The following is a 25,269-nucleotide window of genomic DNA, read 5'->3' as shown; positions in this document are numbered from 1 at the left end:
TCGCCGGGGTGCTGCTATAAGAACCGCAAACATCAGGAGCATTTCATGGTCGGAACACGACTGGACGAGATTGACCGCAAGATACTGGCAGAATTGCAGGCGGATGGTCGCATGACCAATGTCGAACTGGCGAAACGCGTGGGAATCTCGGCGCCGCCCTGCCTGCGGCGCGTGCGTACGCTGGAGGAGGCGGGGCTCATCCGAGGCTATCACGCAGACGTCAACGCGCGCGAGCTGGGGTTCGAGGTTCAGGTCTTCGCGATGGTCGGGCTGGACAGCCAGGCCGAGGTCGAACTGCGCGCCTTCGAGGAGCGGTGCCGCAACTGGCCGCTGGTCCGCGAATGCCACATGCTGAACGGCGAAGTGGATTTCATCCTGAAATGCGTCGCCCCCGATCTGAGCAGTTTTCAGCAGTTCCTGACCGGCGAGTTGCTGACCACGCCGAACGTGGCCAGCGTCAAGACCTCGCTCGTCATTCGCGGGGCCAAAGACGAGCCGGGCGTGCCGTTCGACGTGCTGGAAGCACGGTTGAACCGGTCGGCGTAGCGGACGCGCCCTTCGGGTGCGCGTTGCTGGGCGGCAGGAAGGCGGCGATCGTCAGGGAGATCAGCCAGCTGAGAATGATCTGCATGGTTCCCCCCTTTCAGGCCGTGATCGCGTCGATTTCGCCGTCGCCGGCGCGCGGCAGCAGCAGGGGGCCGAAATCGCCCATAGAATCGACATGCGCGAACAGGCCCAGGTAAAGCGACCGCAGCGACTGGCCCAGCATCCGGATCGCGTTGATGCCCGGATGGTAGGTTTCGAACTGCAGGCCGTCCACGCGGATGACCGAGTGGCGGCGCAAGCAGATGTGGAACAGCTCCACCGGCGTCGGAGGCATGGTCTCGATCACGCTCAACCCGTCCAGAAACTCCTGCACCGGGGCCAGCAGCTGTCCGCCGTCGGCCAGATGCCGCAGATGCCCGGGCGTCGCCAGCAACCGCGCGGATGGGCCGGCGATCACGCCGGACAAGGGTTTCTGCATGCCGAACGTGTCGGCCATGATCCGCGTCAGCGGATGGGTCCGCCCGCGCGAATCCGGCTGTCCCGGCACCAGTGTCAGCGAGCCCTTCCACAGCACCTTCTGGGCCGAACCGTCCTGGGTCACGACCATGTCGCCGGGCAGCAGATCCTCGATCGCCATCGGCCCCTGGTCGGTTTCCACAAGCGAGCCGCGGGTGAAGGCGCAAAACGCGTCCTCGAAAATGGGCAGGGCAGGTGCGATGTGGCGCGCCTGCACGATTTCGCCCTCGGGCGACAGGCAGCTGACCTCGTAGCGTCGAAGCTTGGGCCGCCGGACCCCGCGCTGAGTGCCGACGTCGCGCAGCAGCGCCGATGTGCCGACGGCGTTGCGCGCCGCCCGCGTCAGTGAATGTGGAATTGGCATCTGTATTCCGTCCCTTTCAATTCCTGCCATTGCCGGGCAGCCCCCTCAGACGGCCTTGGATTGGCTTTCTTTCCTTTGCATTCTGAAATGGATGGAGCATCCAGGAACAGGATCCCGCGTCGTTTGCCAAACCTGCGACGTTCAATTCGCGCGTTTTCGGCCATACCAATGACCCCCCAGTCAGAACTCGTTAAACACAGGCGAAAATTGCCTGCGCACCCCTCGACCTCGTGATGCCGCCGAGCAAACCGGGCAGCGGTCAGTATCCGCGCCGGTCCGAGGCCGGTAACCGGTGCGGCCTTGTCCAAAAGGCCTAGCAGCTTGGCCTCCTGGAGCATTCTTGCGATCAAGCTGTTTCGCCGGTACGGCGAACGCTTTTGATGGAATTGCCCACCCCGCGTTTCCAGGGCATGTCCAGATCGTGTTCCTTGGCGGCAGCGATCACGGACCTGATAAAGCGCGATTTGGGTTTCATCATTTTCTCCTGCCTCGATGCGGCTGTTCAGCCTTTCCTGCTCAGCTTTCGACTGTGAAACCGTTTTGCGGCGCAGATAGGGCTGATCCGGGAAAAAATGAGGACAAAACTTCGTGCTGTTCGAACTCCCTTTACACTCGCACCAATTTCAAACGGCCCAAATTGACCAACTAAGCAACTGAGTTCAGGCGGGATTTTTCACCCGACTCACTGGAAAATATTCAGGATGATTACGGCCAAAACGTGGCGGCGGCGCCTTAGTCGCGCCACATTCTCAAAGCCGGATCGCCGAGATCAGCCGGCCATAGTCGGCTTCGCCCGCATGCGTCGAGCGGCGGTACGAGTAGAACCTGACGGCATCGGAATAGGTGCAGTGCCGCGTCCATTCGGCTTGGCCGATGCCCGCGCGGCGCAGCCGGTCAAGCCCGAATCCGGGCAGGTCGAACAGCAGCCTGTCGCCGTTGCCATTGCTGAAAAAGCGGGCGTTGTCCGGGCTGTCGGCCATGAAATCGTCCAGGAATTCCGGCCCGACCTCGTAGGCGCGTTGCGAGATCGTCGGGCCGATCACGGCGACCGTGTTCTCGCGATGCGCGCCCAGTTGCTCCATCGCCTCGAGCGTCGCCTCGAGAATGCCGTCCAGCGCGCCGCGCCATCCCGCATGTGCGGCCCCGACGACCTGCGCGTCGCGGTCGGCGAAGAGGACCGGCTGGCAGTCGGCCGTCAGGATCGTCAGGGCGACGCCCGGCAGGTTGGTCACCATCGCGTCGGCCTTGGGCCGGGTTTCCGATGGCGGGCCGGTCACCACATGGACATCCGCCGAATGAACCTGGTGCACGCCGATCAGGTTGTCGGGCGCCACCTCCATCGCCGCCGCGACCCGGCAGCGGTTGAGGGCGACCGCCTCGCTCTGGTCGGACGAACCCATGCCGCAGTTCAGCCCGGAAAAAATCCCCGAAGATGCGCCGCCCCGGCGGGTGAAGAAACCGTGCTGGAAGGGAGACAGCGTATCCGAGGTGAGGATTTCGAGGGTCATGGCTCCAGTCCGGGTGGCGGTGCGGCTTGTGCCGGGTAGAGGCCCAGCACCTTGAACAAATTTCCCATTTCCTCGGGATGCGTCAACCGGCGATGTGCACGGACCACCGCTTCGGCGTTCTTTTCTTCGCCGGAGCGGGCCAGAACCTGCGCGCGCGCGGTGATGCCGAGGCGTTCCAGGAACACACCCTGCGGCGTCAGGCGGGTGTGGGCGCACCCTTGGGATCTGGCCGCGATCGCAAGCGACTCGAAATCCACATGGGCGGTCAGATCCGCCTCGCCCGGTGCGTCCAACAGGCCCACCTTGTCGTGCCGGCGCACTGCCTGGAACGTATCGCCCAGCGAGCGCCAGTCGCCATAGTCAATGATCAGGGCTGCGCCGCCCAGCGACGATATCGTCCCGGCCACTTGCCCGAGAATCGGGGCCGCCGCAGGGCAGGTTTCGACGATGTCGCCGTCGCGCGTATCCGGGAGCCTATCCTTCAGCGCGGCCTGCGGCGCGGCGGCACCCAGGCCGAAGGTCAGTTCGCCGTCCTTCAAACCGACCACACGCTCGCGCCAGCCTTCGCCGTCGCGGACGAACTGGCGGATGGGCAGGGCGTCGAAGAATTCGTTGGCGACAAGGTACAGCGGCCGGCGCGGCAGGTCCCCGACCTCGCCCAGCCATTCCGGCGCGTATCCAGACAGAGTATCGGCCTGCAGCTTGCGCAGCGTGGGCGAGGCTTCGACCAGCGCGATCCGCGCCGCGTCGTGAAATCCGGGCACGTTCCGTGTCGCCCGAAGGATGTCCGCCATCAGCGTGCCGCGTCCCGGCCCCAGTTCGGCCAGCGTGAACGGATCGGGGCGGCCCTGATCCAGCCAGCTTTGCGCCAGCGCAAGGCCGACCAGTTCGCCGAACATCTGGCTGATCTCGGGCGCGGTGGTGAAATCGCCCTGCGCGCCCAAGGGATCGCGGGTTGTGTAGTAGCCGTGGACCGGGTGCAGCAGGCATTCGGCCATGTAGTCCGCGACGGTCAGGGGGCCGTCCTGCCGGATTCGCTCGATGAGCAGGTCCTTGAGGCTCATACCGGCGCTCGTCTTGCGCGCAGCAGGAACCACAGCCCCAGCGCGATCATCGGCAGGGACAGAAGCTGCCCCATGGTCAGGCCGTAGCCGCCGACCTGCCAGGCCAGCCCGAGCGGATTGCCGGGCGCGACGAATTGCGCATCCGGCTGCCGGAAGAATTCGACGACAAAGCGCGAGGCGCCGTAGCCCGCGAGGAACGTGCCGAGAATCAGCCCCGGCTTTCGGAACGCGCCGCGGCGGTAGACCAGCCAAAGCAGCAGAGCGCCCAGCAACAACCCCTCGAGTGCGGCTTCGTACAATTGTGAAGGGTGGCGCGCGCAAAGGCCGGTTACATCGGGGCAATCCTGCGCCGCGGCACCCGGAAAGATCACCGCCCAGGGCAACTCGCTGGGCCTGCCCCACAGTTCGGCGTTGATGAAATTGGCCAGGCGGCCAAGGAACAACCCGGGCGGGACCGTGTGCGCCACCAGGTCCGAGATCGCCAGGCCGGGAATGCCGTGGCGCCGCGCGTAAAGCAGTGTGGCCGTCACCACCCCGAGCAGCCCGCCGTGAAAGGCCATGCCGCCCTGCCAGACCTTCACGATCTCGACCGGGTTCTGAAGGTAATAGGCCGGCTGGTAGAACAGGACAAAGCCAAGCCGCCCGCCGACGATGACGCCGACAATGATCCAGGTCACCAGGTCTTCGAGCTGCTGCGCCGTCATCGGGGACGCATCGCCCGGCCATAAAGCGGTGCGGCGCAGGGCGGCAAGCGCCATGCGCCACGCGATGAGGATGCCGACGATATAAGCCAGCGCGTACCAGCGCAGCGCGAACTCCATCCCGAACAGCGAGATCGAGAAAAGTTCGGGCGAAACGTCGGGAAAATTCAGAACTGCCTGCATGTGCGTCTCATTGCCCGGGGTTTGCCGGGCAAGTCAACCTTGAGCCCGGGCGTTTCCTTGCCCATATAGAGTGCAACCGCGACACCGGAGTAAAGACATGCAGACCCGCAACAAGATCCTGGACGACATTTCCCAGCTGATGACCAATGCCATGGGCGTGGCGCAGGGCGCGCGGGAAGAGGCCGAGACCGCGATGAAGTCGATGATCGACCGCTGGCTCGCCGACCGCGACTTCGTCACCCGCGAGGAATTCGACGCCGTGCGCGCCATGGCGCAGAAGGCGCGCGAGGAAAACGCCGCGCTCGAGGCGCGCATCGCGGCGCTTGAGGCCAAGCTGGGCGACTGACCCAGTAACCGCCATTCAAATTTTGGGCAAAAGACACCTCACCGTGCAATCCTGACCGGGTTGCGCTGTAAGTTGACACCGATATCTGCAGAGATGCCGGAAGAGGGTCGAAGTGGCCGGAAGATTGCGGACGGGCCAATAAAACAAGGCTCGTAACGAGGCGCTGACGCCCATTTGTCAGGCGGACGAGTTGTCACGCACAAAAGGCCAAAAAAGGCCGAAAACGCGCTTTGCAGGGTTGCCCAGGCGTTTTGACAGCCGGTGCAGCCGGCAACAGCCCAAACCCCATTGAACACTGGTTAAAACGAGGCTTGCAGACGGCTCTTCAGGGGTAAATCGAGGTCGCCGAGGGCTCGTGAACTCGCACCTAAAGGTGCATGTTCGCAAAAACAGGTGCGAGATAGCGAAAATAGAAGTGTTTTTAATGGCTTGCCGTGTTAGCGGCCTCGCCCTGCAAGATCTCGAACATGCACCCGATTTCATCAGATCAGGCGGTCGGTCGGCCTCGCAGAGCTACGATTTCGACGGCTGGAACCTGCATTCCTAACACGCCTTCGGCGACAGTTTTTCACTGGATCGTTGGCGCCACCTGGAATTCAGCGGACTTGCACGATGTGCCGCCCCGACTCCAATACTCAAGCCATGATCGATACCCGTCACGTGCGCTTTGGATGCCGTAAGGCGCTTTGATCGAAACCTTGGTTTTGCCATCGCTGTTCTCGATGCGAGTCACCCCCAAGGTGACGGGACTAACACCGGAGAGACCGTTGATGATTTCAGCGTAGCCGAGATCTGGGTATAGCTGGGCGTCGAGTGTAACCCCAGCTCCAGACGCTGCGAGATAGGTGGTGCCTGGCTTCAAACAGAGGCGCATTGTCTGCAGCGTCCTGGCATAAACGGCCTGGTAGCTTTCGCCGACGAAGAACGACTTGTCGAATGCGGACGAGGCCACCTGTTGCGGATCCTGACAAGCACCGAGCAGACAAACGGACATCACAACCAAATATCGAGATTTCGGCACAACTTCACTCCACGCCAAATCGAACATTGCCGAATTTATGTGCCAGTTCTCTTTTGAGAGTCACGCAAAAAGCGCAGAGCCCGCTCTGCCTTTGCTGAGCCTACGTTCGGGACCGAAGATCACACCGCCGTATGGCCCCACCAGACCACCTTGCCGACGAAGCGAAGGCGGCTGATTTCGTCGCCCTGGTAGACCTCGGGTTCGTAGCGTACATGGTTCTCCGAACTGATGACGACTTTGTCCTCCTCTGGCCGGCGCACCGATTTGACGCGCAGATCGCCGTCGAGCTCGAGTACGAAAATCTCATCCTGGTGACCCTTCCACCGCCCGCGCCGGTACAATCGAGGTTCCGTCATGGTCGTATCGATCATCAGAAGGTCGCCATCCCAGATCAACGGTTCCATCGAAGACCCGCGCGCTCTGAGCAGAGCAGCGTTCTTTGGTTTGACGCCGATCCGGTCCAACCAGGCGCGTCGGAATGCAATACGTTCCGCGTTTTCGACGTAGCCGACCGTCGCGCCGTCGCCGGCTGCGGCCTCGACGTCGAAACGGGCAACCGTGGCATAGTCGCTGCCGTCGATGGAGATGGTCTGGTCGAGCGATCGACGTATGTCCGTGGCGGTTTGGCGCATCTGTGCCTCGGTGCGGGTCGGATTGCGCGGAGCATCAACTCGCTTGCCAGTCAGGATGTAAAGAACGTCCGCTCCTTCTTTCGAGATCAGGCTTAGGTAGCTGCTATCTGGCTTCCGTCGATCACTCTCATAATTGATTTGAGCGTGTTTCTTCACGCCTCCCAAATCTGCAAATGCGATTTGGCTTAAGCCGAGACGCTCTCGTTCTTCTTTTAGGCGCGCCCCAACGGTGCCCATTCCTACATCCCTCCCACAAGGTTGACAATTGACAACCATTCGGCTTGACGGTAGTCAAATGACGACCTAATATTGCGTAACGACCACGAAACGTAGGCCATTAGCTACCATGCATAAACGCGAAATCCCATACCAGCCTGGAGCGATGCTGTACGAGGTTATCCTTGGCTGCCTTCGCGCCCGCGGTATCAGCTTTACAGACTGGTGCGACGGGCACGACTTCAATCAAAACACGGTCCGCAATGCGATGTTCGGACAGTCTCGGGGTCCGCGGGGTCGTGAGCAGCTTGATATGATCATCCAGCATGCAGGGCCGGAATTCGTGGCACGCGCATATGCCGACCGAATCCGACGTCATGTTGCCGAGGTCGATGCAGCAATGAAGGCGCGGGGGTGGAAGTGATGACTGGCCACTGCGTCTCCAAATTTGCCAATACACCCGATGCAGCGAGCGCTCCCCGCGCCCCGTCGGGCACCTGCCCGGCCGGCCATGGGGATGTCCCGGCCGGGCATTTTCTTCCCAGGGCGCGCGTCGCCGAGTTCATTCGCCAGGTCGCCTTCTGGGCCAGCGAGATCCTCGCCGCAGCAAGCCTGTTCGTCATCCTCTTCGCTCTGCTGATCTTTGGAGCCGCCTTGCAATGAGCATTCAAACCCACATTCACGGCCGGGCCCTGGGCCATCCCCCTCCAACACCGTTCGAGCGGGTCGAGGCATTGATCGACAGCCTGGCGGTCCTCGAAGCGCGCCGGACGGTGACGCAATGCGTTGCTCACGGAGTGGATGCGGCGTCGGGCGCAAGCGACCCCGATGATCTGGATCTGCTCGACCAGATGATCGACGCCGAGATCGCGGCGGTCGAGGAGGTGGTCGCGCGGATCCGCCACCTGGCGGCCGAGGGCCTGATTTCGGAGTGGCGCGACATGCTGCGCGCGGAAACGGTGGGGCGGCCCTGATGCACCACGCGCGGATCGGCACCAGCCCCCGACTTCAGCGCGCCCTGCGTGCGCTGCGCGAGGCGGGCGGCGAGATCAGCACCTATGCGCTGTCCCGTGCCGCCGACCTCTGCGCCGTGAATTCCGTGATCGCCGAGCTGCGCGCCAACGGAGCCGAGATCACCTGCCGCCAGGCCGTCGAAGAGAGCGGCCAGCGGGTTTTCTACTACACGCTCATCAAGAGCCCAAAGGTTTAAAGGAGCATCCCCATGGCAGACCGGATCCAGTCGATCTCGGAACTTCCAGTCGCCGACATCACGGTCGAAAGCCGGATCCGCCCGGTCAGTGCGAACGGGGTGGCCGCGATTGTCGCCTCGGTTCGGGAACTGGGGGTGATCAAGGACCCGATCCATGTCCGCAAGATCCGGCATCGTGACGACAAGCTGGTGCTGATGGCCGGCGCGCATCGCCTGGAGGCCGCGCGGCAGCTGGGTTGGGAGACGATCCCTGCCACGCTCTGGACCTGCAATGACACATGGGCGCAGCTGATGGAGGTGGACGACAACCTTGCCAGCGCTGAATTGACGGCCCTGGACACGGCGGTTTTCCTCGCGCGTCGCAAGCGGATCTACGAGGAGCTTCACCCGGAAACGAAACAAGGTGCGGCCGGCGCGGCAAAGCGGTGGGATGCAACGGAACTCAGTTCCTTTGCATCCGCTGCGGCGGAGAAGATGGGCATAAGCGAACGTCAAATCCGCAAGATCGCTGCCGCCGGTGCGGCCCTCGGTGTCAAAGAAGTGCAGGAGCTTCGCATGGCGCCTAAACCGGTGTCGCTGGCCGATCTTCAGTTGATCGGCAAGATCAGCAACACGGTTGAGCGCTATGACGTCTGCCGCCTTTTGTCGACCGGCGCGGCCAAGAGCGCTGCAAAAGCCCGGAAGGCAATCGCTGACAAGGACAATCCGACCCCGCCGAAAGACCCCGTTGAAGAGGCGTTTCAGGTTCTGTTCAAAACGTGGGGCCGGGCGCCGATGGCGGCGCGTCGGCGGTTCGTACATCAGATCGCCGATGACCTCGCGGCTATGGAGGGGGGCTCGGCCGATGTCTGACCTGCAACCCGATCGCGTATGGTGGACGGCAAACGAAATGGCCGAGGCGTGTCTGCCGGACATGCCCTCCGCTCGACAGCCGATCGACCGCATGATCCAGCGACTGAACTGGCGCGCGCATCCCACGCTGGCGCGCCGTCGCAAGGGCCGCGGCGGCGGCTGGGAATATCATTGGACCTTGCTGCCGTCGCGCGCCCAGAAGGCGCTGCTGGCCGAAGCTCGTCCTGCAGAGGCAGAAACACCGCAAATGGGGCGCGACGAAGCGTGGGAGTGGTTCGAAGGGCTCAACGACAAGGCAAGGGATGCCGCCCGGTCGCGGCTGCATGTGCTGCAGACGGTCGAGGCGCTGGAACGCGGCGGCATGAGTCGGGACCTGGCAGCCTACCAGGCGGGCCGCATGGGCGGCGTGAGCAAACGCACCGTGTGGAACTGGTTTGCCCTGGTCGAGGGCGTGCGCCCCGATGACCGCCTGCCGTATCTGGCGCCGCGCCATCAGGCTGCCGTCAAGCGTGGTGCGAAGGCCGAATGCAGCGACGAATTCTGGGACTACATCAAGGCGGATTTCCTGCGTCCGGAGCGGCCCAGCTTTTCCTCCGTGCATCGCCGCGCGATGCGGGTCGCCAGGGAACAGGGCTGGTCGACGCTGCCGGAACGCACCATGCGCCGGCGGCTGGAGGCCGAGGTTTCGGCGCTGACGATCACGCTCTGTCGCAAGGGCGCGGATGCGCTGAAATCGCTGTATCCGGCGCAGACGCGCGACCGGACTGCGCTGCATGCGATGGAGGCGGTCAACGCCGACTATCACCGATTCGACGTGTTCGTGCGTTGGCCGGACAGCAACGGTGAGGGCGAGGAGATCGTGCGGCCGCAGATGGTCGCGTTCCAGGACATCTACTCGGGTCGCATACTCAGCTGGCGCCTGGACAAGACGCCGAACAAGGTCGGCGTCAGCCTGGCGCTCGGCGACATGATCGAGCGGTTCGGGATCCCCGAGCATGTCCTGCTCGACAACGGCCGCGAGTTTGCCAACAAGTTCCTGACAGGCGGCGTGCCGACCCGGTTCCGGTTCAAGGTGAAGGATGACGACATCCCCGGCATCCTGAAGGTGCTGGGTGTCGAGGTACACTGGGCGACGCCCTATTCCGGCCAGTCCAAACCCATCGAACGCGCGTTCCGGGACATGTGCGATGACATCGCCAGGGATCCGCGGTTCTCCGGTGCCTATACCGGCAACCGGCCCGATGCCAAGCCGGAGAATTACCAGAGCGCGGCGGTGCCGCTGGAGCGCTTCATCGAGGTGGTCGAGGAAGGGATCGAAGAGCACAACATCCGCACTGGCCGCAGGGGGCAAACGGCCCAGGGGCGCAGCCTGCTGGAGACCTTCGAGGCCAGCTATGCCGTCGCGCCGATCCGCAAGGCGACCGACGCACAGCGGAGGCTCTGGCTGATGGGCGCAGAAGGCGTGAAAGCGGACGCGCGCACCGGGTTGGTCCGGTTCATGGGCAACGAATACTGGGATGCCTGGATGCACCAGCTGGCCGGAGAGAAGGTGGTGGCGCGGTTCGACCCGGCCGATCTCCGCGCCGGCCTGCATCTCTATGCGTTGGATGGCGGCTATCTCGGTCACGCAACCTGCAAGCTGGCCGCCGGGTTCTTCGATATCGACGAGGCCCGCACCCACGCCGCGGCGCGCCGCAAATGGGTAAATGCCGAGAAGGCGGCGGCGGAGGCCCACCGGAAGTTCAAGGTGGCCGAGCTTGGCGACTTCCTCGATGCGGGCCGCCGCGGCGAGGCCGCGCCCGGAGAGATGCCTCAAGCGGTGGAAGCCCGCGTGGTGCGCCCGGTGTTCGACCGCAAACCCGTGGCGCCGGCCGAGCCCGTGCGCAGCGCCGAGGAGGAAGCTGCTCATGCAGCCTTCGTGGCGGATTTCGAGACCCACCGGGCGGCGCGTACGCCCAAGGTGGAAGAAGACGATATGCGGACCCGCATGAAGCGGGCCCTGGAACTGGAGGCGCGGATCGAAGCCGGGGAACCGGTCAGCCGTGACCAGGAAAGGTGGCTGGAAGGCTACCAGACCTCAGCGGAATACAAGGCGCAGCGCGACCTGGTCGCAAAATTCGGCACCGACATGCTGGGGTGAAGGAAGTGGCGCGGCGGGATGCACCCCGCGCGCGCCGGTAGTAAGTGAATAGAGGGAAATATGTCAGAGCAGAAACCACTTTACAATACTTTGGCACCGCTGCGGAACGTCAGCTCGTTCCTGACACTGGTTCGCCGCCTGCACGAACGCCGGCACGGGCTGCCCGGAATGGGGTGTTTTTACGGCCCCTCGGGATATGGCAAGACCACGGCTTCGGTCTTCGCCGCCAACGAGCACCAGGCCTGCGTCGTCCAGGTGAAGAGCGTCTGGACGCAGAAGGCACTGTGCCAGGCGATCCTGTCGGAACTTGGCGTCAAGCCCGCCAAGCTGGTCTACGAGATGGTCGACCAGATCTCCGAGACGCTGGCCCGCCGCGACGTGCCGCTGTTGATCGACGAGGCCGATCACTTGGTCCGCAAGAACATGATCGAGATCGTCCGCGACATCTACGAGGGCAGTTTCGTGCCGGTCGTGCTGATCGGCGAGGAGCTGTTGCCGCAGAAGCTTCAGAAATGGGAGCGGGTGCATGGTCGGATCCTGAGCTGGGCGGCCGCGCAGCCGGCCGACGAAGCAGATTTCCGGCAGTTGCAGAAGATCCGCCTGCCCGGCATCGAGCTCGACGACGCGCTGGCGGCCAAGATGGTCCAGGCAAGCCGGGGATCCGTGCGCCGGATCGTGGAGAACCTCGACGAGGCCCGCGAGATCGCAGCCGTGAACGGTCTGCGCAAGGTGACCGTGGCGGACTGGGGCAAGCGGGCCTTTTTTACCGGCCTGGCGCCTGAAGCGCGGAGGTTGTCATGAGTTTTGCACGGCACAGACGCTTCCTTTTGGAGCGCGAGCGGATCTGGAATCTCGCCCGTGTGATGGGGCAATTCACCGCGCATGATCTTTCGGCCGACAGCGGCAGATCGGTGCAGTTTTGCAAGGACCGCATCGGGGATTGGATCCTTCTCGGATATGTTGAAGAGCTTCCCGAGCGCCGAGGCAACAAGAAGCAGTTCAAGATCACTGGCAAATCCGGGATGCCGCCCGCGACCGATCGAGACGGAAACAGGATTCGCGAAGAAGGATCGCCCGAGGGCAACATGTGGCGGGCAATTCGGATGCTGCGCACCTTCAGCCCGCGTGATGTTGCCATGCACGCCAATACGGAGACCGTCCCGGTCGCCGAGGCGGAGGCGGTTGAGTACTGCCGTGTGTTGGCCAAGGGCGGCTACCTCCGCATCGAGGTCAAAGCGATCGCTGGACGGCGTCCGGCCACCTATCGGCTGATGCGCAACACCGGGCCGCTGCCGCCGCGCGTGACCCGCATTCGGGCGATCCGCGACGACAATCTCGGCCAGGTCACCTATGCCCAGGGGATCCTGAAATGAGCGGCCCGGTGGAAAAAGCCCGCGCCTGCTGGGGTGACAAGCTGCCGGACTGGGTCGAAGGCTTGGCCGCCGCCTGCGCCGAGTCCAGCCAGAACAAGGTGGCGGCGCGCCTGGGCGTGTCGGCGGCGATGATCTCGAACGTCATCGCCGCCCGGTATCCGGGCGATCTTGCCCGCCTGGAAGACCTCTATCGCGGCGCATACGAGGCGAAAGTCGTGGACTGTCCGGCTATGGGGCAAATGCCCCTGGATGTCTGCCACGACTGGCGCGGCAAGGCGAAGAAGCTGCAGCCGGCAAATGCGCTCAACGTTGCCATGTTCCGGGCCTGCAACCGCTGCGCCCTCAACAAGGGCCCGATCGGAGGAGACGGCGATGCCAGCAGCGAGACCTGACCGGGACCAGATCATTACCATGGCGCAATCCGGGTATCCTCCGCGCGAGATCGCCGAGGAACTCGGGATCGCGCCCCACGCGATCTACTACGTGCTCAGCTCCGCCCGGCAGCGCGGCGTGGAGATAAAACGTTTCTCGGGCGGCCGGACCGGCGCACGTGGCCTGAGCCGGATCCGGTTCACTCCGGAGGTTAAGGAGCAGTTTCGCCCACATGCCGACCTGCGCGGCCTGACCGTGCGCGAGCTGGCGGCGGAAATCCTCGAGGCGGTGGCGGCCAGCGATCTGGTGGATGCCGTGCTCGACGACGGTTGCGACGAAGACACTCAACAATCCAATGGAGTTGGAAGACCATGACCATGCAAGTTCCCCCCAGCCAGTACCAGCCGCACCCGATCCCGGAAGGACGGGTCGAGGCCGGCGGCAAGACCTACATGACCGATGCGAAAGGCGCGCTGGTGCCGCTCGACCTGGTCCGGCCGCAGGACCAACTGCAGGACGAGACGGTGCGCAAGATCGTCGGCTACGCCATGGCGCTCAGCGCCCAGGTCAAGCGGTTCAAGTCGCACGTCTTCGACGACATCGGCGCCTTTGAGGCGATCCTCGCGCAGGAATACGACGCCACCGTCGGCGGCGCCAAGGGCAACAAGACCCTGCTGAGCTTCGACGGGCTGTTCAAGGTGCAGGTGCAGGTGTCGGACCGGATCGACTTCGGCCCCGAGCTGCAGATCGCCAAGGAACTGGTGGACGAGTGTTTGAACGAGTGGTCGGCCGATGCCCGCCCCGAGATCCGCGCCATCGTCACCCGCGCCTTCAACACCGACAAGGCCGGTCAGATCAACCGCTCCGAGATCTTCATGCTGCTGCGGCTGGAGATCGAGGATGCCCGCTGGCGGCGCGCGATGGACGCGATCCGCGACGCCATGCGCGTGGTCGGCTCCACCACCTATGTGCGCTGCTACGAGCGTGACAGCGCCGACGCGCCCTGGCGCGCCATCACCATCGACCTGGCCAAGGCATGAGGGAGGCGGAGATGACACTGATCCAACTCAAGGCCTTCGATCAGGGCCAAGCTGCCGGGTCCGGGATCTCGATCTCGCTGGGGCAGGGCCGCTCGGGACAGTTTGTTCGCATCGGTTTCACGTCGGCGGCGCAGGAGGCCTATCTCGGCGGCCTGCTCGATCCGAAGAAAGATGCGCTGCGGCTGTCGATCGATGATGACGCCAGCAAGCACCACCTGTTGCGCATCGAGGTGGCGGACGCGGACGAAGCCAATGCCGTTCCGGTCTCTGGCGGCCCGCGCGGTTCGATCGCTCTGAAGGTCGCTCCTTACTGCCAGGTGGCGCCGGGGAAGAAACCGGCCCGGCAGATGGCCGTCTCGCATGCGCCGAAACGGGGCGAGGTCGTGGTGAAACTGCCGGACTGGGCGCGGCCCGAGCCGCGCAAGTTTCACCAGGGCAAGTCGATCATGGACACGTGAGAGCGGAGGCTGGGATGAGAAAACAGACAGTCGACACCTCGCAGGCCCTGGACGAACTGCGCAAGGCGATGCGGGAGATTTCCGAAGGTCACGTTCGGGCGGAATGCGCGGTGCAGATCGCACTGGCCCAGCGGGCCGACGCTGCGTGTGAACAAGCCCGCGCCAGCGGCATCGGCAACGCGGCCATCCGGGAGGTTCTGGACGGCGAGGTCACTTACATCAACGCGGCCATCGGTGCGGTTCTGTGCCAGTGGCAGCGCAAGCGGAAACTGCATTGAGGGCGCACCATGACCATGTTCCACACGTCGAATTGGCTTGATGGCGCGTCGGACGCGCTGGATGACAGCCCGGTATCTGGTGGCGTCGGTGCGGTGCTGCAGCGCGGACGCGCCCGCTGCTTGGCCGACGGCCGGTTCGATGACGACATTCTTGTTGCCTCGCCGGATGATCTGGCGGGGCTGGCTCAAACGCTCGGCGTTCCGGTGAGCGCGCTCCGGGATCGGCAGGCGCGGCTCGAAGCGGCTCTGGCCCGGCAACTGGCGGAGTAGATCATGACCCGTTCGCTGCAACAGAAGATCCATGTTGGGTGCCGCCATCTGGGGCTCGACGCCGAAGCGCGGCGGGCGTTGCAGCTGGCGGAAACCGGCAAGTCCTCGATGCGGGACATGTCCGAGGCCGATTTGAAACGGGTGTTGAAACGTCTGGAAAACGACGGGTTCAAGGCCGCCAAGAAGCCCGGCGGCAGACGACCGGTCGCGCCGCGGAGCGACCTGCGGCTGGTGCATGTCCTCTGGCGCAAGCTTGGCGAGGCCGGCCAGCTGCGCGATCCGAGCCGCGCCGGGCTCAACCGGTTCATCCGGGCCCGGTTCGCCAGGGCCTGGGGATCGGTGCCCGCCGATGTCGACATGCTGCGCGAGTGGTTGCAGATCGACCAGGTGATCCAAGCGCTCAAGAGTTGGGGCGAACGGGCGGAGATCGATTTCGACTGGGAGGAGCACAGGAAATGAAAAAGCCGATGGCCCATGTCACCGATCACGCCGTGCTGCGCTACCTGGAGCGGGTCAAGGGGCTCGACGTCGAGACCATCCGTCGCGAGATCGGCCACATCGTCGATCTGGCCGTGGATCACCCGGCGGCTTGCGGTGTCGTCTCGGGCGGGTTCGTCTACCGCATGCAGGAAGGTGCGGTCATCACGGTGATCCCGCAGGCAAGCGCCGACCTGCGGACCGGCCGCGCGCGTGGCAAGCGGGGATACATCAATGAGTGATTGGAGCTTCGGCCACCTGACCCCGATGAAATACGGCGCGATCCTCGCCGATCCGCCCTGGGCATACGTGATGCGTTCGGACGCGGGCTACGAGAAGTCGCCGGAATCACATTATGCAACCATGGATATCGACGCGCTGGCAGCCTTGGATGTCCAGCAGTTGGCCGGCCCCGATTGCTACCTGTTTCTCTGGTCGACCTGGCCGCACCTGCCGCAGGCGCTGTGGCTGATGCAGCAATGGGGTTTCGATTACGTGACCGGCGGTTCCTGGACGAAGAGGACCCAGACCGGAAAACTGGCATTTGGCACGGGATATGTCCTGCGCAGCGCTTGCGAGCCGTATCTTGTCGGCAAGATCGGCCGGCCCCGGATTGTATCCCGGTCGGAGCGCAACGTCATCCTCGCGCCCGAGGACGTGCCCGACAGCATCGAATCGGTGCGCCGCGAGCATTCCCGCAAACCCATCGAGATGCGCGAGATGATCGGACGCCTGCTGCCGCACAGCTTCTGTTGCGAGTTGTTCGCGCGCGAGCCCTGGGCGGAACACGATGTGTGGGGGAACGAAACCTGCAAGTTCGGGGGCGAGTATGTCGAAGCATGATCTTCCTTATCCGCGTCCGCCGGCGCAGGTGGAACCCTATATCGAGGCGCTTGGGCTCGAAGACACGCTGGCCTTCCTTGAAGCGTTTGGCGGTTCGGAGATCTACATCGCGACCAATCCGAAGTCGCGTTCCAGTGTCGCGGCGGTGGTCGGCCATGCCAAGGCGAAGGCGCTGGCCAGCATCGCGGAGCGGCTTCAGCGCCGGGTTCCGCTGGCCAAACGCTGGCGCGCCCAGGTCTATTATTCGAAGGGCTTGAAAAAGGCGCAGATCGCGCGCAAGCTGGGCGTCACGGACGTTACCGTTCGCGCCTACCTGGGCAATGCTCCGCCCGGTGATCCGAACCAGCTGACCCTGTTCTGACCAAGGCCCGCAAATGCTTGCGGGCTTTTTTGCATCCCGGCCTGCCGCATCCTGAACCTTGTATTTCACCCGGAAACTCAGGGGCAGGCATGGACTTCCAGGACGGCATCTTGCAAGGCGTCGCGTTTCGACGCGCCAAGTGGTCAGGCGGGCCGATCGTGCCCGAAATCGTCATCCTGCATGACACCGCCTCGCGCCTCACCCCCGGTGCCGCCGCGCGTGACCTGGCCGACAATGACCGCAAAGTCTCGGCGCATTTCGTGATCGAGCGCAGCGGGGCGCTGACCCAGCTGGTGCCGATCCACCAGGCCGCCTACCACGCTGGGCAGTCGTCCTATCACGGCCGCGAAAAATGCAACGAATACTCCATCGGCGTCGAGATCGTCAATCCGGGCCGGATGACGCGGTTTTCGGTTTGCGAAGCGCAGGCCTGGTATGGCGAGCGCTTTGACATCGACGAACTCGGCATCCAGGAGGTGACGACGCCAGAGCACGGGCATGGCCTGTGGATGCCCTACACGGAATCGCAGCTGAACACGCTGCTCGACCTGCTGCCGGCGCTGTTCCGCGCCATGCCCTCGCTCAAGGACATTACCGCGCACTGGTATGTCTCGCCCGGCCGCAAGACCGACACCAACCCGCTGTTCCCGCTGGAGCAGGTTCGCTCGCACGTATTCGGCCGCGAAGACCCGGTCGACAAGGCGGTGAAGATCGCTTCGCAGCCGGCACATGCCGACGATCTCGTCATGATCCATGCGCCCGAGGACAGCCTGAACCTGCGTCGCTGGCCCAGCTTCAACCCCAACGTCATCGGGCAAATCCCGGACGGCGCCGTGGTGCCGGTGCTGCGCGAAGGCGTGTTCGACGGTCGCCACTGGCTGCGGGTTCTCTATGGCGGCCGGGAGGGCTGGATTGTGGCTCGCTACGCCGATCCGCTCACCGAACAGGAGAATCTGTCATGAAAAAGCAGGGCAAGTTCTTGGACATCTTGCGGACGGTGGCGCCAACCATCGCCGCGGCTTTCGGCGGTCCGCTGGCCGGTGTCGCCACCCGCACGCTGGCCGACCAGCTGCTGGGTCAGCCCGACGCCAGCCAGGACGAGGTCGAGGCCTTTGTCGCCGGCGCGTCCGGGGCGGACCTGGTGCGGCTGAAGGAAATCGAGGCCGAGTTCCAGCAGGAAATGCAGCGGGCCGGCATCGAGCTTGAACGCATCGCCGCCGACGATCGGGCCAGCGCCCGCGACCGGCAGGTCCGAACCGGTGACTGGACGCCGACGCTGCTTGGCCTGCTGATCATCGCCGGGTTCTTCGGCGTGCTGGCGGCGATCTTCTACTTCGGCCTGCCGGAGACCGGTGGCGAGGTCCTGCTCATCATGGTCGGCGCGCTCGGCACCATGACCACCCAGATCTCCAACTATTTCTTTGGCTCCTCGGCGGGATCGAAAGAGAAGCAACAGATCATCGCATCCCTGAAAGGCGGCATTCAATGAGACGTTCAACGCAGCGTTCAACCTCGATCTTCTGGACCGTGTACCAGGCATTCATGGTCCTGGTCGTTTGGGCGGCGGTTTCGCTGCTGATCGCAACCATCGCCGAGGCGCAGGACGTCCAGTGTGATGTCAGCGGACGGATCTACGACCGGTTGTCCGACCGCCTCGGCGAGCGCCGCCAGGCGGTCGGCATCTCGGGCGGCTCGCTCATCGAGGTCTGGGCCAATCCGTTCGGCACTTTCACGATACTGACCAGCGCCGACGGCATTTCCTGCATCATGATGGTGGGCGAACACTTCTACCTGGTCAATCCGGTCACCGCGGACGGGGATCCCGACTGATGTTCGCTGTCGACTTCACCATCACGATCCCGGTCGTCGTTTCGATCGCCACCGTGATCTACACCTGGTTCGCCACCCGGCGGTCCAACGTCGATGAGCGGTTCAAGGCGGGCGCCGACCGGATGGACCGGCACGAGCTGCGTCTCAACTCGCTCGAACAATCGGTGAAGGCGATGCCGACCCGCGAGGACGTCCACAAGATCGAACTGGCGATGGAACGCATGAACGGCACGATGGGCCGGATGGAGGCTGTCATGGAAGGCAGCCAGATGATCATGAGCCGCCTCGAAAGCATCGTCTCCCGCCACGAAGACCATCTGCTGCAAGGAGGCCGTGACCGATGAGCTATTCCGACACCCTGCGTCGCCACGCCCGCATCGCCATTCTGCGGTTCCTGGAAGAAGCGCCGCGCTACACGTCCAACGTTTCGATGCTGGCCACGCAATTGCCGCTGGTCGGCATCGCGTTCACCCGCGACCAAGTGGTGACCGAAATCACCTGGCTGACGGAGCAGGGCATGGTGGTGACCGAAACCTCGGGTGATTTCATCGTGGTCACCGCCACCACCCGCGGCGTCGAGATCGCCCAGGGCGTGGCCCGGCATCCGGAGATCCAGCGCCCCCGGCCGGGAGTGTGATGCCGTGCCGCCGCCGAAGAAGCTCGACCTCATCCCGCTGGAGCTGCGCCAGCGCCTTGCCCAGACGCTGCAGGAGCGCGGCTTTGCCGACATCGTTGCCGTCACCGAGGATCTGAACTTCTGGCTCGACGAGGCCGGGCTTCAGATCCGCATCGGCAAGAGTTCGGTGGGCGAGTTCTCCAAGCTGCTGAAGGACCAGCGCGACGCGTTTGCCATGGCCGAGACGCTGCTTTCGGACATGGACATCGAGGCCGAGAGCCAGATGCACAAGGTGCTGATGCAGATGATCGCGACCGCCGCCTTCCAGATGATGCAGGCGGTGTCGGAGAAGGACGAGCATTTCGACCCCAAGGCTTTGGCCAACCTGAGCCGCATGCTCAAGGACCTGATGCACTCGGCCGGCATCCGCGAGAAGTTGCGCGAGGACGAGGCGAAGCGCATCGCCCGCGAGGCGGAAGCAAAGGCGCGGGCGGAGGCTCTGGAGAAGCTCGACGCCGGTGTCGCCGCCGGCCAGCTCGACCAGGACGCGGCGCGGCGGGCCCGCGAGATCATGGGGTTTGCATGATCCGGGCCATCCGCTACCGCGACCACCGGGATTTCCGGGAGAAGGCCCACAAGGGGGCGATCTTTTTTGACGTCACCCGAGATCCGATGGCCATGTTGTTCCTCTGCCCCTGTGGCTGCGGCGCCTATTCGCGCATCACGGTCGTCAAGGACGCCGAGCCCGACGCTCCGGCGTTCTGGGCGTGGAACGGCTCGCTCAATGACCCGACCCTCGCGTCTCCCATGCATGTGACGTCCTGCGGCTGGCGCGGCTGGCTGCGGAACGGCTACTGGGAGGCCGCGTGATGGCGAGCCCGGCTGAGATCGCCAACGACATGGCCGCACAATCGGTGTTCTGGGCGCGTCGAGACAAGGCCATCTCCAAGGCCTGCAACGATGCTGCGGTGATGATCCGCATGATTTTGGCCGACGAACCTGTCGATGGGCGGACCTGGTACGGTTTGCATCGCCGTATGCTCGATCTGTCGATGAGCCGGAGGTATGCGCATTTCGGCATCCACGACAACCTCCATAGGGCGCTGCAAGCACTCTGTGCTCTGCGCGCAGCTGGGGAGACCGCCGGATGACCGCCCCCGTCATCACCTTCCTGCCCTACCAGCGCCGCTGGCTGGAGGACCAAAGCCGCTTCAAGATCGGTATGTTCACCCGCCGTGGCGGCAAGACCTTCGGGGCCTGCGGCGAGATCGCCGATGACTGTTTCAAGGCCGAGATCGACGGGCGCAAGACCCGCTGGACCATCCTGAGCCGCTCCGAGGCCACCGCCAAGGAAGCGATGGAGGATGCGCTGAAGCCAATCGCGCGCGGCTTCTGGGCCGCCTACAACGAGCTGGCGCGGATGCGCGAGCCGGAGTTTGGCGAGGGCGAGTTCTACAGTCAGGAGCTCGACGCCACCTACAAGACCCACGAGGTGCGGTTTCCGGGCGGCAGCCGGGTCACCGCCCTCTCGGCCAGCCCCGACGCGGCGCGCGGATTCGGCGGCAACCTGCTGCTCGACGAATTCGCGTTCCACCGCGACAGCCGCCGGATCTGGGGATCGGCCTTCCCGGTCGCCGCGCGCGGCGGTCACAAGATCCGGGTGATCTCGACGCCAAACGGCAAGGGCAACAAGTTCTACGAGCTGATGACGGCCGAGGACAGCAAGTGGTCGCGCCATCACGTGGACATTTACGAGGCCGTTCAACAGGGGCTTGAAGTCGATATCGACGAGCTACGCGCCGGCATGTCCGACGAGGATGCCTGGGCACAGGAATTCGAGCTGCAATGGCTCGACGCGGCATCGTCCTGGCTGGACTACGACCTGATCGCGGAATGCGAAGCGGCAGATGCCGGGCGTCCGGAAGGGTATCGCGGCAACGCCTGTTACGTCGGCGTCGATATCGCCGCCCGCAACGACCTTTTCGTGATCTGGGTGATCGAGGACATGGGCGAACGGCTGGTGACCCGCGAAGTGATCGCGGAAAAGCGGATCTCGTTTGCCGACCAGGACCGGCTGCTGGACGAGGTCATGCGCCGCTACAAGGTGCTGCGCGTGGCGATCGACCAGACCGGCATGGGCGAAAAACCGGTCGAGGACGCGATCCGGCGCTATGGCACCAGCCGCGTCGAGGGCGTGCTGTTCAGCGCGTCCCGCAAGCTGGAGATGGCCACCGTCCTCAAGGAACACATGCAGGACCGCGCGCTGCTGATCCCGGCCGGGGATCCGGTGCTGCGCGCCGACCTGCACGCGATCCGCAGCCGCGTCGGACCAACCGGCATCCGGCGGCTGGTTGCGGATGGCGAAACCGACGGCCACGCCGACCGGTTCTGGGCGCTGGCCCTGGCGGTCTCCGCCGCCGAGGCCGCACCGGTGGAATACGACTACCGCAGCGCGGGCACCCGCTGGGCAACGGACGATCCCGACCGCGACGACGACCGTCCCTGGTGGCGCGGTCCGCTGGGCTCCGGCCTGCGCGGCGGTCTCTGAACACGGGCAACGAAAGGACAGACCATGCTCGACAGTCTCAACGCGGTTCTTGCACTCGGGGTCTGCGCCGTCTTGCAGATCGCCGACGTGGTGACGACGCGGCGCATCCTCGCCAGGGGAGGCCGGGAGCTCAATCCGATCGTCGCCTACCTGATGGACCTTGTCGGCGATCCGGGTTGGATTTTTGCCAAGCTGATGTTTGCCGTTATTGCGGCGGCGGTGATCGTCGACCGGGACGCAATCTGGCTGCTCTGGCTGCTGAACGTGGTGATGGCCGCGGTGGTTCTTCACAATGTCCGGGGGCTGCGCCATGGCCGCTGATCTCGACCACCTGATGCCGACCACCGGCCTGCGCTTCATCGAGCGGGCGGAAACCCGCAAGACTGCAACCGGGGAACGGGCCCGCAAGGTTCGCATCCTGCAACAGCGCTTCCTGACATCGACCGGGGGCTCGGTCTGGCGCGACGTGCCCATGGTGACCTCCGATGACGAATAAACCGCACCTCCTCGACCGCTGGGGCAACCCGGTCCGGCGCGCCGTCCTGCGCGACGAGGTCGCCGCACCCACCATCGGCGGCGTCCGCTCGCCGATCTCCGGCTATCCGGCGGATGGCCTCAACCCGCAGCGCCTGGCGTCGATCCTGCGCGAGGCCGATGCCGGCGATCCGCTGCGCTACCTGGAACTGGCGGAAGCCATCGAGGAGCGCGATGCACACTACCTTGGCGTGCTCGGTACCCGCAAACGCTCGGTCAGTCAGCTCGACATCACGGTCGAGCCGGGAGACGACAGCGCCCTTGCCCAGGACATGGCAAAACGCGTCCGGCACTGGCTGAAGCGCGACGAGCTGACCGACGAACTCTTCGACATCCTCGATGCCATCGGCAAGGGATACAGTTTCACTGAGATCATGTGGGAAACCTCGCAGGGGCAATGGCAGCCGGCCCGCCTGGAATGGCGGGACCCGCGCTGGTTCCGCTTTGCCCGCCACGATCTTGCCTCGCCGCTGATGCTGGATCCCAACGGCCACGAGCTGCCGCTGCCGGCGTTCAAGTTCATCTTCGCCACCATGAAGGCCAAGTCCGGCCTGCCGCTCAGGGCCGGCATCGCCCGCGTTGCCGCCTGGTCGTGGATGTTCAAGGCCTTCACCCAGCGCGACTGGGCGATCTTCACCCAGACCTACGGACAGCCGCTCCGGATCGGCAAGTACGGCCCGGGCACCTCCGAGGAGGACCGCGCCAAGCTGTTCCGCGCCGTGTCCAACATCGCCGGCGACTGCGCCGCGATCGTGCCGGAAAGCATGATGATCGAGTTCGTCGAGACCGCGAACCTGGGCTCGTCCACCGATCACTACGAACGCCGGTCGGACTGGCTCGACAAGCAGACCTCGAAACTGGTGCTGGGCCAGACCGCGACCACCGATGCGGTGACCGGCGGGCTGGGATCCGGCAAGGAACATCGCGAGGTCCAGCAGGACATCGAGCGCGCCGACGCCCGGGCGCTGGCGGCGATCCTGAACCGCGACCTGGTGCAGCCCTGGATGCAGCTCGAGTTCGGCACATTGCAGGGCTGCCCGCGCCTGGTGCTGGCACGGCCCGACGAAGAGGACCTCTCGGCCTTCTCTTCGGCGATCTCGCCGCTCATCGCCCAGGGCCTGCGGGTGAAGGAGGCGGAAGTGCTCGCCAAGTTCGGTCTCTCGGAACCGGGTGAAGGCGACCGGATCATCGCAAATCCGGCCCAACCCGGCCCGTCCGGCGTCGGCAATCCGGCCACCAAGGGCGGAAACGGCGATGGGAGCGCCGTTAAATACCCATTTAATACCCTCAACGCTCGATCGGGGCCCGAGGGAGCCTTGCAGGCGGAACGCGCCTCAGCGGCGCTCTCAGCGCCTCGCGCTCCGGAGCTCGATCTGGCGGATCAACTGGAGGCCGACGCCGCCCCGGCCGTCGGGCGGATGCTGGATCGCATCGAGGCGATGCTGAACGCCTCCGGCTCGTTCGAGGAGTTCGCCGAAATGCTGCGCGCCGGCTACCCGGATCTCGATGAGGCCGAGTTTGCCGAGGTGCTGGCCCAGGCGATGCTGGCGGCGCATGCCGGCGGACGGGCGGCGGTCGAGGACGAGGCGAATGACTAAGCCCCTGGCCACCACCTTCCGCAAGCCGTTCAAGGAACAGGTCGCGGCGTTCCGGCTGCGCCTGGGCGATCTGGTTCCGACCGCGCGCTGGGATGACATCGAGCGCGATGCGCATGACCGGGCCTTCATGGTGGCGGGCGCGACCAGGACCGATCTGCTGGCGGATCTGGCGGAAGCGGTCGACAAGGCCATCGCCGACGGAACCGGCTTCGAGACGTTCAAGCGTGATTTCCGGGCCATTGTTGCCAAGCACGGCTGGCACGGCTGGACCGGCGAGGGCACGGAACAGGGCGAGGCGTGGCGGATGCGGACGATCTACCGCACCAACATGCGGGTCAGCTACATGGCCGGCCGGCACGCCCAGCTGACGGAAGGCGGGTTCAAATACTGGATCTATCGCCACGGCGGTTCGATCGAGCCGCGCCTGCAGCATCTCGGCTGGGACCGCCTGGTGCTGGAGGCGGATCACGAGTTCTGGCGGACGCATTACCCGCCGAACGGCTGGGGCTGCAGCTGCCGCGTGGTGGGCGCCCGATCGAAAGAGGCCGCCAAGCGGCGTGGCGGCGATCCGGGCAAGGCGCTGGGCGAAGGCTGGCAGAACCGCGATCCCAGGACCGGCGCGCCGAAAGGCGTCGGCAAGGGCTGGGACTATGCGCCGGGATCCAGCGTTGGCGACACGGTTCTGGCGCTGCGCGACAAGCTGGATCTCTTGCCCGCTCAACCCTCCGTCGATCTGATCCAGGACTGGCTGCTCAACGGGCCATTCGAGCATTGGTTGAAAGAGCCCCAGGGCAACTGGCCGCTGGTGCGCCTGTCGAAGCAGGATGCCCAGTCCATCGGCGCGCCGCGCGAGGTCGCGGATCTGGCGGCTGATGTCGCGCTCAGGCAGATGCGGCAGCATCCGGACCTGACGATCGCGGACTTCGCCCGGGCGCAGGTGACCGTTCTGAACGCCACCCACAGGGTCAAGGACGGACCAAACAGCCTGGTCTTTGTCCGGGCGATTCCCGACACCGACGGACACATCCTGGTGGTCAGGGTGAATGAGACGGCGTCGGGGTTGTCCATCACCGATCTGCGCCGCTTGAGCCGGGAGGCGGCCGAGCAGGATCGCGAGTTGCAGCGCCTCTTGAGGCAGGAGGAATGATGCAGGTCTGGAGGTTAAAATGGATCGGCCTTGGTGACCGGTTGGAAGCCCCGGCTTTTGGCATCGAAGTGTTCTACCGCGTGACTGGCAGGCCGGGCGACTGGACGTTGATGTCGCCCGGCGCAACCAGCTACGTACTCACGCCGGGATATGAAACGCAGGCCGCCGCAAAGGATGCCGCGCAGGTGGATTTTGAACGCCGCATTAAACGCGAGTTCGAATAGA

General features: G+C 64.7%; 41 protein-coding genes. 34 read left to right on the top strand and 7 right to left on the bottom strand.

From position 1 onward, the window contains the following. Positions 1–45 precede the first annotated feature (45 nt). Positions 46–546: an Lrp/AsnC family transcriptional regulator gene (locus FGK63_RS01985; RefSeq protein WP_138839923.1), complete on the top strand. Its 501-nt coding sequence runs from the start codon at positions 46–48 to the stop codon at positions 544–546. Between the two features lie 97 nt (positions 547–643). Here the strand turns inward: FGK63_RS01985 and FGK63_RS01980 are convergent, their stop codons facing one another. The 5 genes from FGK63_RS01980 to lgt form a co-directional block, all read right to left on the bottom strand. Beyond that, a complete protein-coding gene (locus FGK63_RS01980; protein ID WP_138839922.1) occupies positions 644–1,426 on the bottom strand; it encodes a Hint domain-containing protein in 783 nt (260 codons plus the stop codon). Between the two features lie 346 nt (positions 1,427–1,772). Further along, positions 1,773–1,901, bottom strand: coding sequence for a hypothetical protein (locus FGK63_RS21095; protein WP_281282103.1), 129 nt, complete (start codon positions 1,899–1,901; stop codon positions 1,773–1,775). Between the two features lie 274 nt (positions 1,902–2,175). After that, a complete protein-coding gene (gene pgeF, locus FGK63_RS01975; RefSeq protein ID WP_138839921.1) occupies positions 2,176–2,934 on the bottom strand; it encodes a peptidoglycan editing factor PgeF in 759 nt (252 codons plus the stop codon). After that, positions 2,931–3,998 carry a class I SAM-dependent methyltransferase gene (locus tag FGK63_RS01970; protein WP_138839920.1) on the bottom strand — a complete coding sequence of 356 codons (1,068 nt, stop codon included), beginning with the start codon at positions 3,996–3,998 and terminating at the stop codon, positions 2,931–2,933. The genes pgeF and FGK63_RS01970 overlap by 4 nt, the downstream gene beginning before the upstream one ends. After that, the gene (gene lgt / locus FGK63_RS01965) at positions 3,995–4,882 is read right to left on the bottom strand and encodes a prolipoprotein diacylglyceryl transferase (protein ID WP_138839919.1); all 888 of its coding nucleotides are present in this window, start codon (positions 4,880–4,882) and stop codon (positions 3,995–3,997) included. Before lgt ends, FGK63_RS01970 begins: the two co-directional genes overlap by 4 nt. 97 nt (positions 4,883–4,979) lie before the next feature. On the opposite strand from lgt, the gene FGK63_RS01960 reads away from it, so the two are divergent. Further along, positions 4,980–5,228: an accessory factor UbiK family protein gene (locus FGK63_RS01960; RefSeq protein WP_138839918.1), complete on the top strand. Its 249-nt coding sequence runs from the start codon at positions 4,980–4,982 to the stop codon at positions 5,226–5,228. A gap of 568 nt (positions 5,229–5,796) precedes the next feature. Here FGK63_RS01960 and FGK63_RS01955 read toward each other — a convergent pair. Together FGK63_RS01955 and FGK63_RS01950 are read right to left on the bottom strand one after the other, a co-directional pair. After that, entirely contained in the window at positions 5,797–6,276 is a 480-nt protein-coding gene (locus FGK63_RS01955) for a hypothetical protein (RefSeq protein WP_138839917.1), read from the bottom strand. Positions 6,277–6,368: 92 nt separating this feature from the next. Then, the gene (locus tag FGK63_RS01950; protein ID WP_171052544.1) at positions 6,369–7,118 is read right to left on the bottom strand and encodes an XRE family transcriptional regulator; all 750 of its coding nucleotides are present in this window, start codon (positions 7,116–7,118) and stop codon (positions 6,369–6,371) included. Between the two features lie 109 nt (positions 7,119–7,227). Here FGK63_RS01950 and FGK63_RS01945 point away from each other — a divergent pair, with 109 nt between their 5' ends. The 32 genes from FGK63_RS01945 to FGK63_RS01790 all read left to right on the top strand — a co-directional run bounded on the left by FGK63_RS01945 (position 7,228) and on the right by FGK63_RS01790 (position 25,268). Next, positions 7,228–7,521, top strand: a complete 294-nt coding sequence (locus tag FGK63_RS01945; RefSeq protein WP_138839915.1) for a helix-turn-helix domain-containing protein — start codon at positions 7,228–7,230, stop codon at positions 7,519–7,521. After that, entirely contained in the window at positions 7,521–7,760 is a 240-nt protein-coding gene (locus FGK63_RS01940) for a hypothetical protein (RefSeq protein WP_138839914.1), read from the top strand. The genes FGK63_RS01945 and FGK63_RS01940 overlap by 1 nt, the downstream gene beginning before the upstream one ends. Continuing rightward, the gene (locus FGK63_RS01935; protein WP_138839913.1) at positions 7,757–8,071 is read left to right on the top strand and encodes a hypothetical protein; all 315 of its coding nucleotides are present in this window, start codon (positions 7,757–7,759) and stop codon (positions 8,069–8,071) included. Before FGK63_RS01940 ends, FGK63_RS01935 begins: the two co-directional genes overlap by 4 nt. Next, positions 8,071–8,307 carry a hypothetical protein gene (locus tag FGK63_RS01930; RefSeq protein ID WP_138839912.1) on the top strand — a complete coding sequence of 79 codons (237 nt, stop codon included), beginning with the start codon at positions 8,071–8,073 and terminating at the stop codon, positions 8,305–8,307. Before FGK63_RS01935 ends, FGK63_RS01930 begins: the two co-directional genes overlap by 1 nt. 12 nt (positions 8,308–8,319) lie before the next feature. Next, positions 8,320–9,159 (top strand): ParB N-terminal domain-containing protein, encoded by an 840-nt coding sequence (locus tag FGK63_RS01925; protein WP_138839911.1) that lies wholly within the window; start codon positions 8,320–8,322, stop codon positions 9,157–9,159. Then, on the top strand, positions 9,152–11,299 hold the full coding sequence (locus FGK63_RS01920) for a transposase domain-containing protein (protein ID WP_138839910.1): 2,148 nt from the start codon (positions 9,152–9,154) through the stop codon (positions 11,297–11,299). Before FGK63_RS01925 ends, FGK63_RS01920 begins: the two co-directional genes overlap by 8 nt. A 60-nt stretch (positions 11,300–11,359) precedes the next feature. Beyond that, positions 11,360–12,100, top strand: a complete 741-nt coding sequence (locus FGK63_RS01915; RefSeq protein WP_138839909.1) for an AAA family ATPase — start codon at positions 11,360–11,362, stop codon at positions 12,098–12,100. 26 nt (positions 12,101–12,126) lie between these two features. Then, complete coding sequence (locus FGK63_RS01910; protein ID WP_138839908.1) at positions 12,127–12,672, top strand: hypothetical protein; 546 nt, start codon at positions 12,127–12,129, stop codon at positions 12,670–12,672. Then, complete coding sequence (locus FGK63_RS01905; protein ID WP_138839907.1) at positions 12,669–13,064, top strand: helix-turn-helix domain-containing protein; 396 nt, start codon at positions 12,669–12,671, stop codon at positions 13,062–13,064. Before FGK63_RS01910 ends, FGK63_RS01905 begins: the two co-directional genes overlap by 4 nt. Further along, on the top strand, positions 13,045–13,419 hold the full coding sequence (locus FGK63_RS01900) for a helix-turn-helix domain-containing protein (RefSeq protein WP_171052543.1): 375 nt from the start codon (positions 13,045–13,047) through the stop codon (positions 13,417–13,419). Before FGK63_RS01905 ends, FGK63_RS01900 begins: the two co-directional genes overlap by 20 nt. Continuing rightward, positions 13,416–14,084 (top strand): DUF3164 family protein, encoded by a 669-nt coding sequence (locus FGK63_RS01895; RefSeq protein ID WP_246043898.1) that lies wholly within the window; start codon positions 13,416–13,418, stop codon positions 14,082–14,084. Before FGK63_RS01900 ends, FGK63_RS01895 begins: the two co-directional genes overlap by 4 nt. Before the next feature lie 11 nt (positions 14,085–14,095). Continuing rightward, the gene (locus FGK63_RS01890) at positions 14,096–14,542 is read left to right on the top strand and encodes a hypothetical protein (protein ID WP_138839905.1); all 447 of its coding nucleotides are present in this window, start codon (positions 14,096–14,098) and stop codon (positions 14,540–14,542) included. 14 nt (positions 14,543–14,556) lie between these two features. Then, complete coding sequence (locus FGK63_RS01885; protein WP_138839904.1) at positions 14,557–14,820, top strand: hypothetical protein; 264 nt, start codon at positions 14,557–14,559, stop codon at positions 14,818–14,820. Positions 14,821–14,829: 9 nt separating this feature from the next. Continuing rightward, entirely contained in the window at positions 14,830–15,090 is a 261-nt protein-coding gene (locus FGK63_RS01880) for a hypothetical protein (RefSeq protein ID WP_138839903.1), read from the top strand. 3 nt (positions 15,091–15,093) lie between these two features. After that, positions 15,094–15,549, top strand: a complete 456-nt coding sequence (locus tag FGK63_RS01875) for a gp16 family protein (protein ID WP_138839902.1) — start codon at positions 15,094–15,096, stop codon at positions 15,547–15,549. Further along, the gene (locus FGK63_RS01870) at positions 15,546–15,809 is read left to right on the top strand and encodes a hypothetical protein (protein ID WP_138839901.1); all 264 of its coding nucleotides are present in this window, start codon (positions 15,546–15,548) and stop codon (positions 15,807–15,809) included. Before FGK63_RS01875 ends, FGK63_RS01870 begins: the two co-directional genes overlap by 4 nt. Then, positions 15,802–16,410, top strand: a complete 609-nt coding sequence (locus tag FGK63_RS01865; RefSeq protein WP_138839900.1) for an MT-A70 family methyltransferase — start codon at positions 15,802–15,804, stop codon at positions 16,408–16,410. Before FGK63_RS01870 ends, FGK63_RS01865 begins: the two co-directional genes overlap by 8 nt. After that, a complete protein-coding gene (locus FGK63_RS01860; RefSeq protein WP_138839899.1) occupies positions 16,397–16,771 on the top strand; it encodes a helix-turn-helix domain-containing protein in 375 nt (124 codons plus the stop codon). Before FGK63_RS01865 ends, FGK63_RS01860 begins: the two co-directional genes overlap by 14 nt. A gap of 89 nt (positions 16,772–16,860) precedes the next feature. Continuing rightward, positions 16,861–17,733 (top strand): N-acetylmuramoyl-L-alanine amidase, encoded by an 873-nt coding sequence (locus tag FGK63_RS01855; protein WP_138839898.1) that lies wholly within the window; start codon positions 16,861–16,863, stop codon positions 17,731–17,733. After that, positions 17,730–18,260, top strand: coding sequence for a hypothetical protein (locus tag FGK63_RS01850; protein WP_138839897.1), 531 nt, complete (start codon positions 17,730–17,732; stop codon positions 18,258–18,260). Before FGK63_RS01855 ends, FGK63_RS01850 begins: the two co-directional genes overlap by 4 nt. Further along, positions 18,257–18,601 (top strand): hypothetical protein, encoded by a 345-nt coding sequence (locus FGK63_RS01845; protein ID WP_138839896.1) that lies wholly within the window; start codon positions 18,257–18,259, stop codon positions 18,599–18,601. The genes FGK63_RS01850 and FGK63_RS01845 overlap by 4 nt, the downstream gene beginning before the upstream one ends. Continuing rightward, positions 18,601–18,945, top strand: a complete 345-nt coding sequence (locus tag FGK63_RS01840; RefSeq protein ID WP_138839895.1) for a DUF2730 family protein — start codon at positions 18,601–18,603, stop codon at positions 18,943–18,945. The genes FGK63_RS01845 and FGK63_RS01840 overlap by 1 nt, the downstream gene beginning before the upstream one ends. Next, positions 18,942–19,238, top strand: coding sequence for a VpaChn25_0724 family phage protein (locus FGK63_RS01835; protein ID WP_138839894.1), 297 nt, complete (start codon positions 18,942–18,944; stop codon positions 19,236–19,238). Before FGK63_RS01840 ends, FGK63_RS01835 begins: the two co-directional genes overlap by 4 nt. 4 nt (positions 19,239–19,242) lie before the next feature. Beyond that, complete coding sequence (locus FGK63_RS01830) at positions 19,243–19,803, top strand: phage protein Gp27 family protein (protein WP_138839893.1); 561 nt, start codon at positions 19,243–19,245, stop codon at positions 19,801–19,803. Further along, positions 19,800–20,087 (top strand): ubiquitination-like system serine protease family protein, encoded by a 288-nt coding sequence (locus tag FGK63_RS01825; protein ID WP_138839892.1) that lies wholly within the window; start codon positions 19,800–19,802, stop codon positions 20,085–20,087. The genes FGK63_RS01830 and FGK63_RS01825 overlap by 4 nt, the downstream gene beginning before the upstream one ends. Then, entirely contained in the window at positions 20,087–20,368 is a 282-nt protein-coding gene (locus FGK63_RS01820; RefSeq protein WP_138839891.1) for a hypothetical protein, read from the top strand. The genes FGK63_RS01825 and FGK63_RS01820 overlap by 1 nt, the downstream gene beginning before the upstream one ends. Further along, complete coding sequence (locus FGK63_RS01815) at positions 20,365–21,765, top strand: terminase large subunit domain-containing protein (protein ID WP_138839890.1); 1,401 nt, start codon at positions 20,365–20,367, stop codon at positions 21,763–21,765. The genes FGK63_RS01820 and FGK63_RS01815 overlap by 4 nt, the downstream gene beginning before the upstream one ends. A 24-nt stretch (positions 21,766–21,789) precedes the next feature. Then, complete coding sequence (locus FGK63_RS01810; RefSeq protein WP_138839889.1) at positions 21,790–22,086, top strand: DUF5658 family protein; 297 nt, start codon at positions 21,790–21,792, stop codon at positions 22,084–22,086. Further along, positions 22,076–22,261: a hypothetical protein gene (locus FGK63_RS01805; protein WP_138839888.1), complete on the top strand. Its 186-nt coding sequence runs from the start codon at positions 22,076–22,078 to the stop codon at positions 22,259–22,261. The genes FGK63_RS01810 and FGK63_RS01805 overlap by 11 nt, the downstream gene beginning before the upstream one ends. Continuing rightward, on the top strand, positions 22,251–23,897 hold the full coding sequence (locus FGK63_RS01800) for a DUF935 domain-containing protein (RefSeq protein WP_138839887.1): 1,647 nt from the start codon (positions 22,251–22,253) through the stop codon (positions 23,895–23,897). Before FGK63_RS01805 ends, FGK63_RS01800 begins: the two co-directional genes overlap by 11 nt. Then, positions 23,890–25,044 (top strand): phage head morphogenesis protein, encoded by a 1,155-nt coding sequence (locus FGK63_RS01795; RefSeq protein WP_138839886.1) that lies wholly within the window; start codon positions 23,890–23,892, stop codon positions 25,042–25,044. Before FGK63_RS01800 ends, FGK63_RS01795 begins: the two co-directional genes overlap by 8 nt. Beyond that, positions 25,044–25,268, top strand: coding sequence for a hypothetical protein (locus FGK63_RS01790; protein ID WP_218961088.1), 225 nt, complete (start codon positions 25,044–25,046; stop codon positions 25,266–25,268). Before FGK63_RS01795 ends, FGK63_RS01790 begins: the two co-directional genes overlap by 1 nt. Position 25,269 lies beyond the last annotated feature (1 nt).

It is taken from the genome of Ruegeria sediminis (assembly GCF_005938215.1).
Taxonomy (GTDB): domain Bacteria; phylum Pseudomonadota; class Alphaproteobacteria; order Rhodobacterales; family Rhodobacteraceae; genus Ruegeria; species Ruegeria sediminis.
The sequence above is the reverse complement of the archived record's forward strand: the minus strand, read 5'-3'. Positions and strand labels throughout refer to the sequence as shown.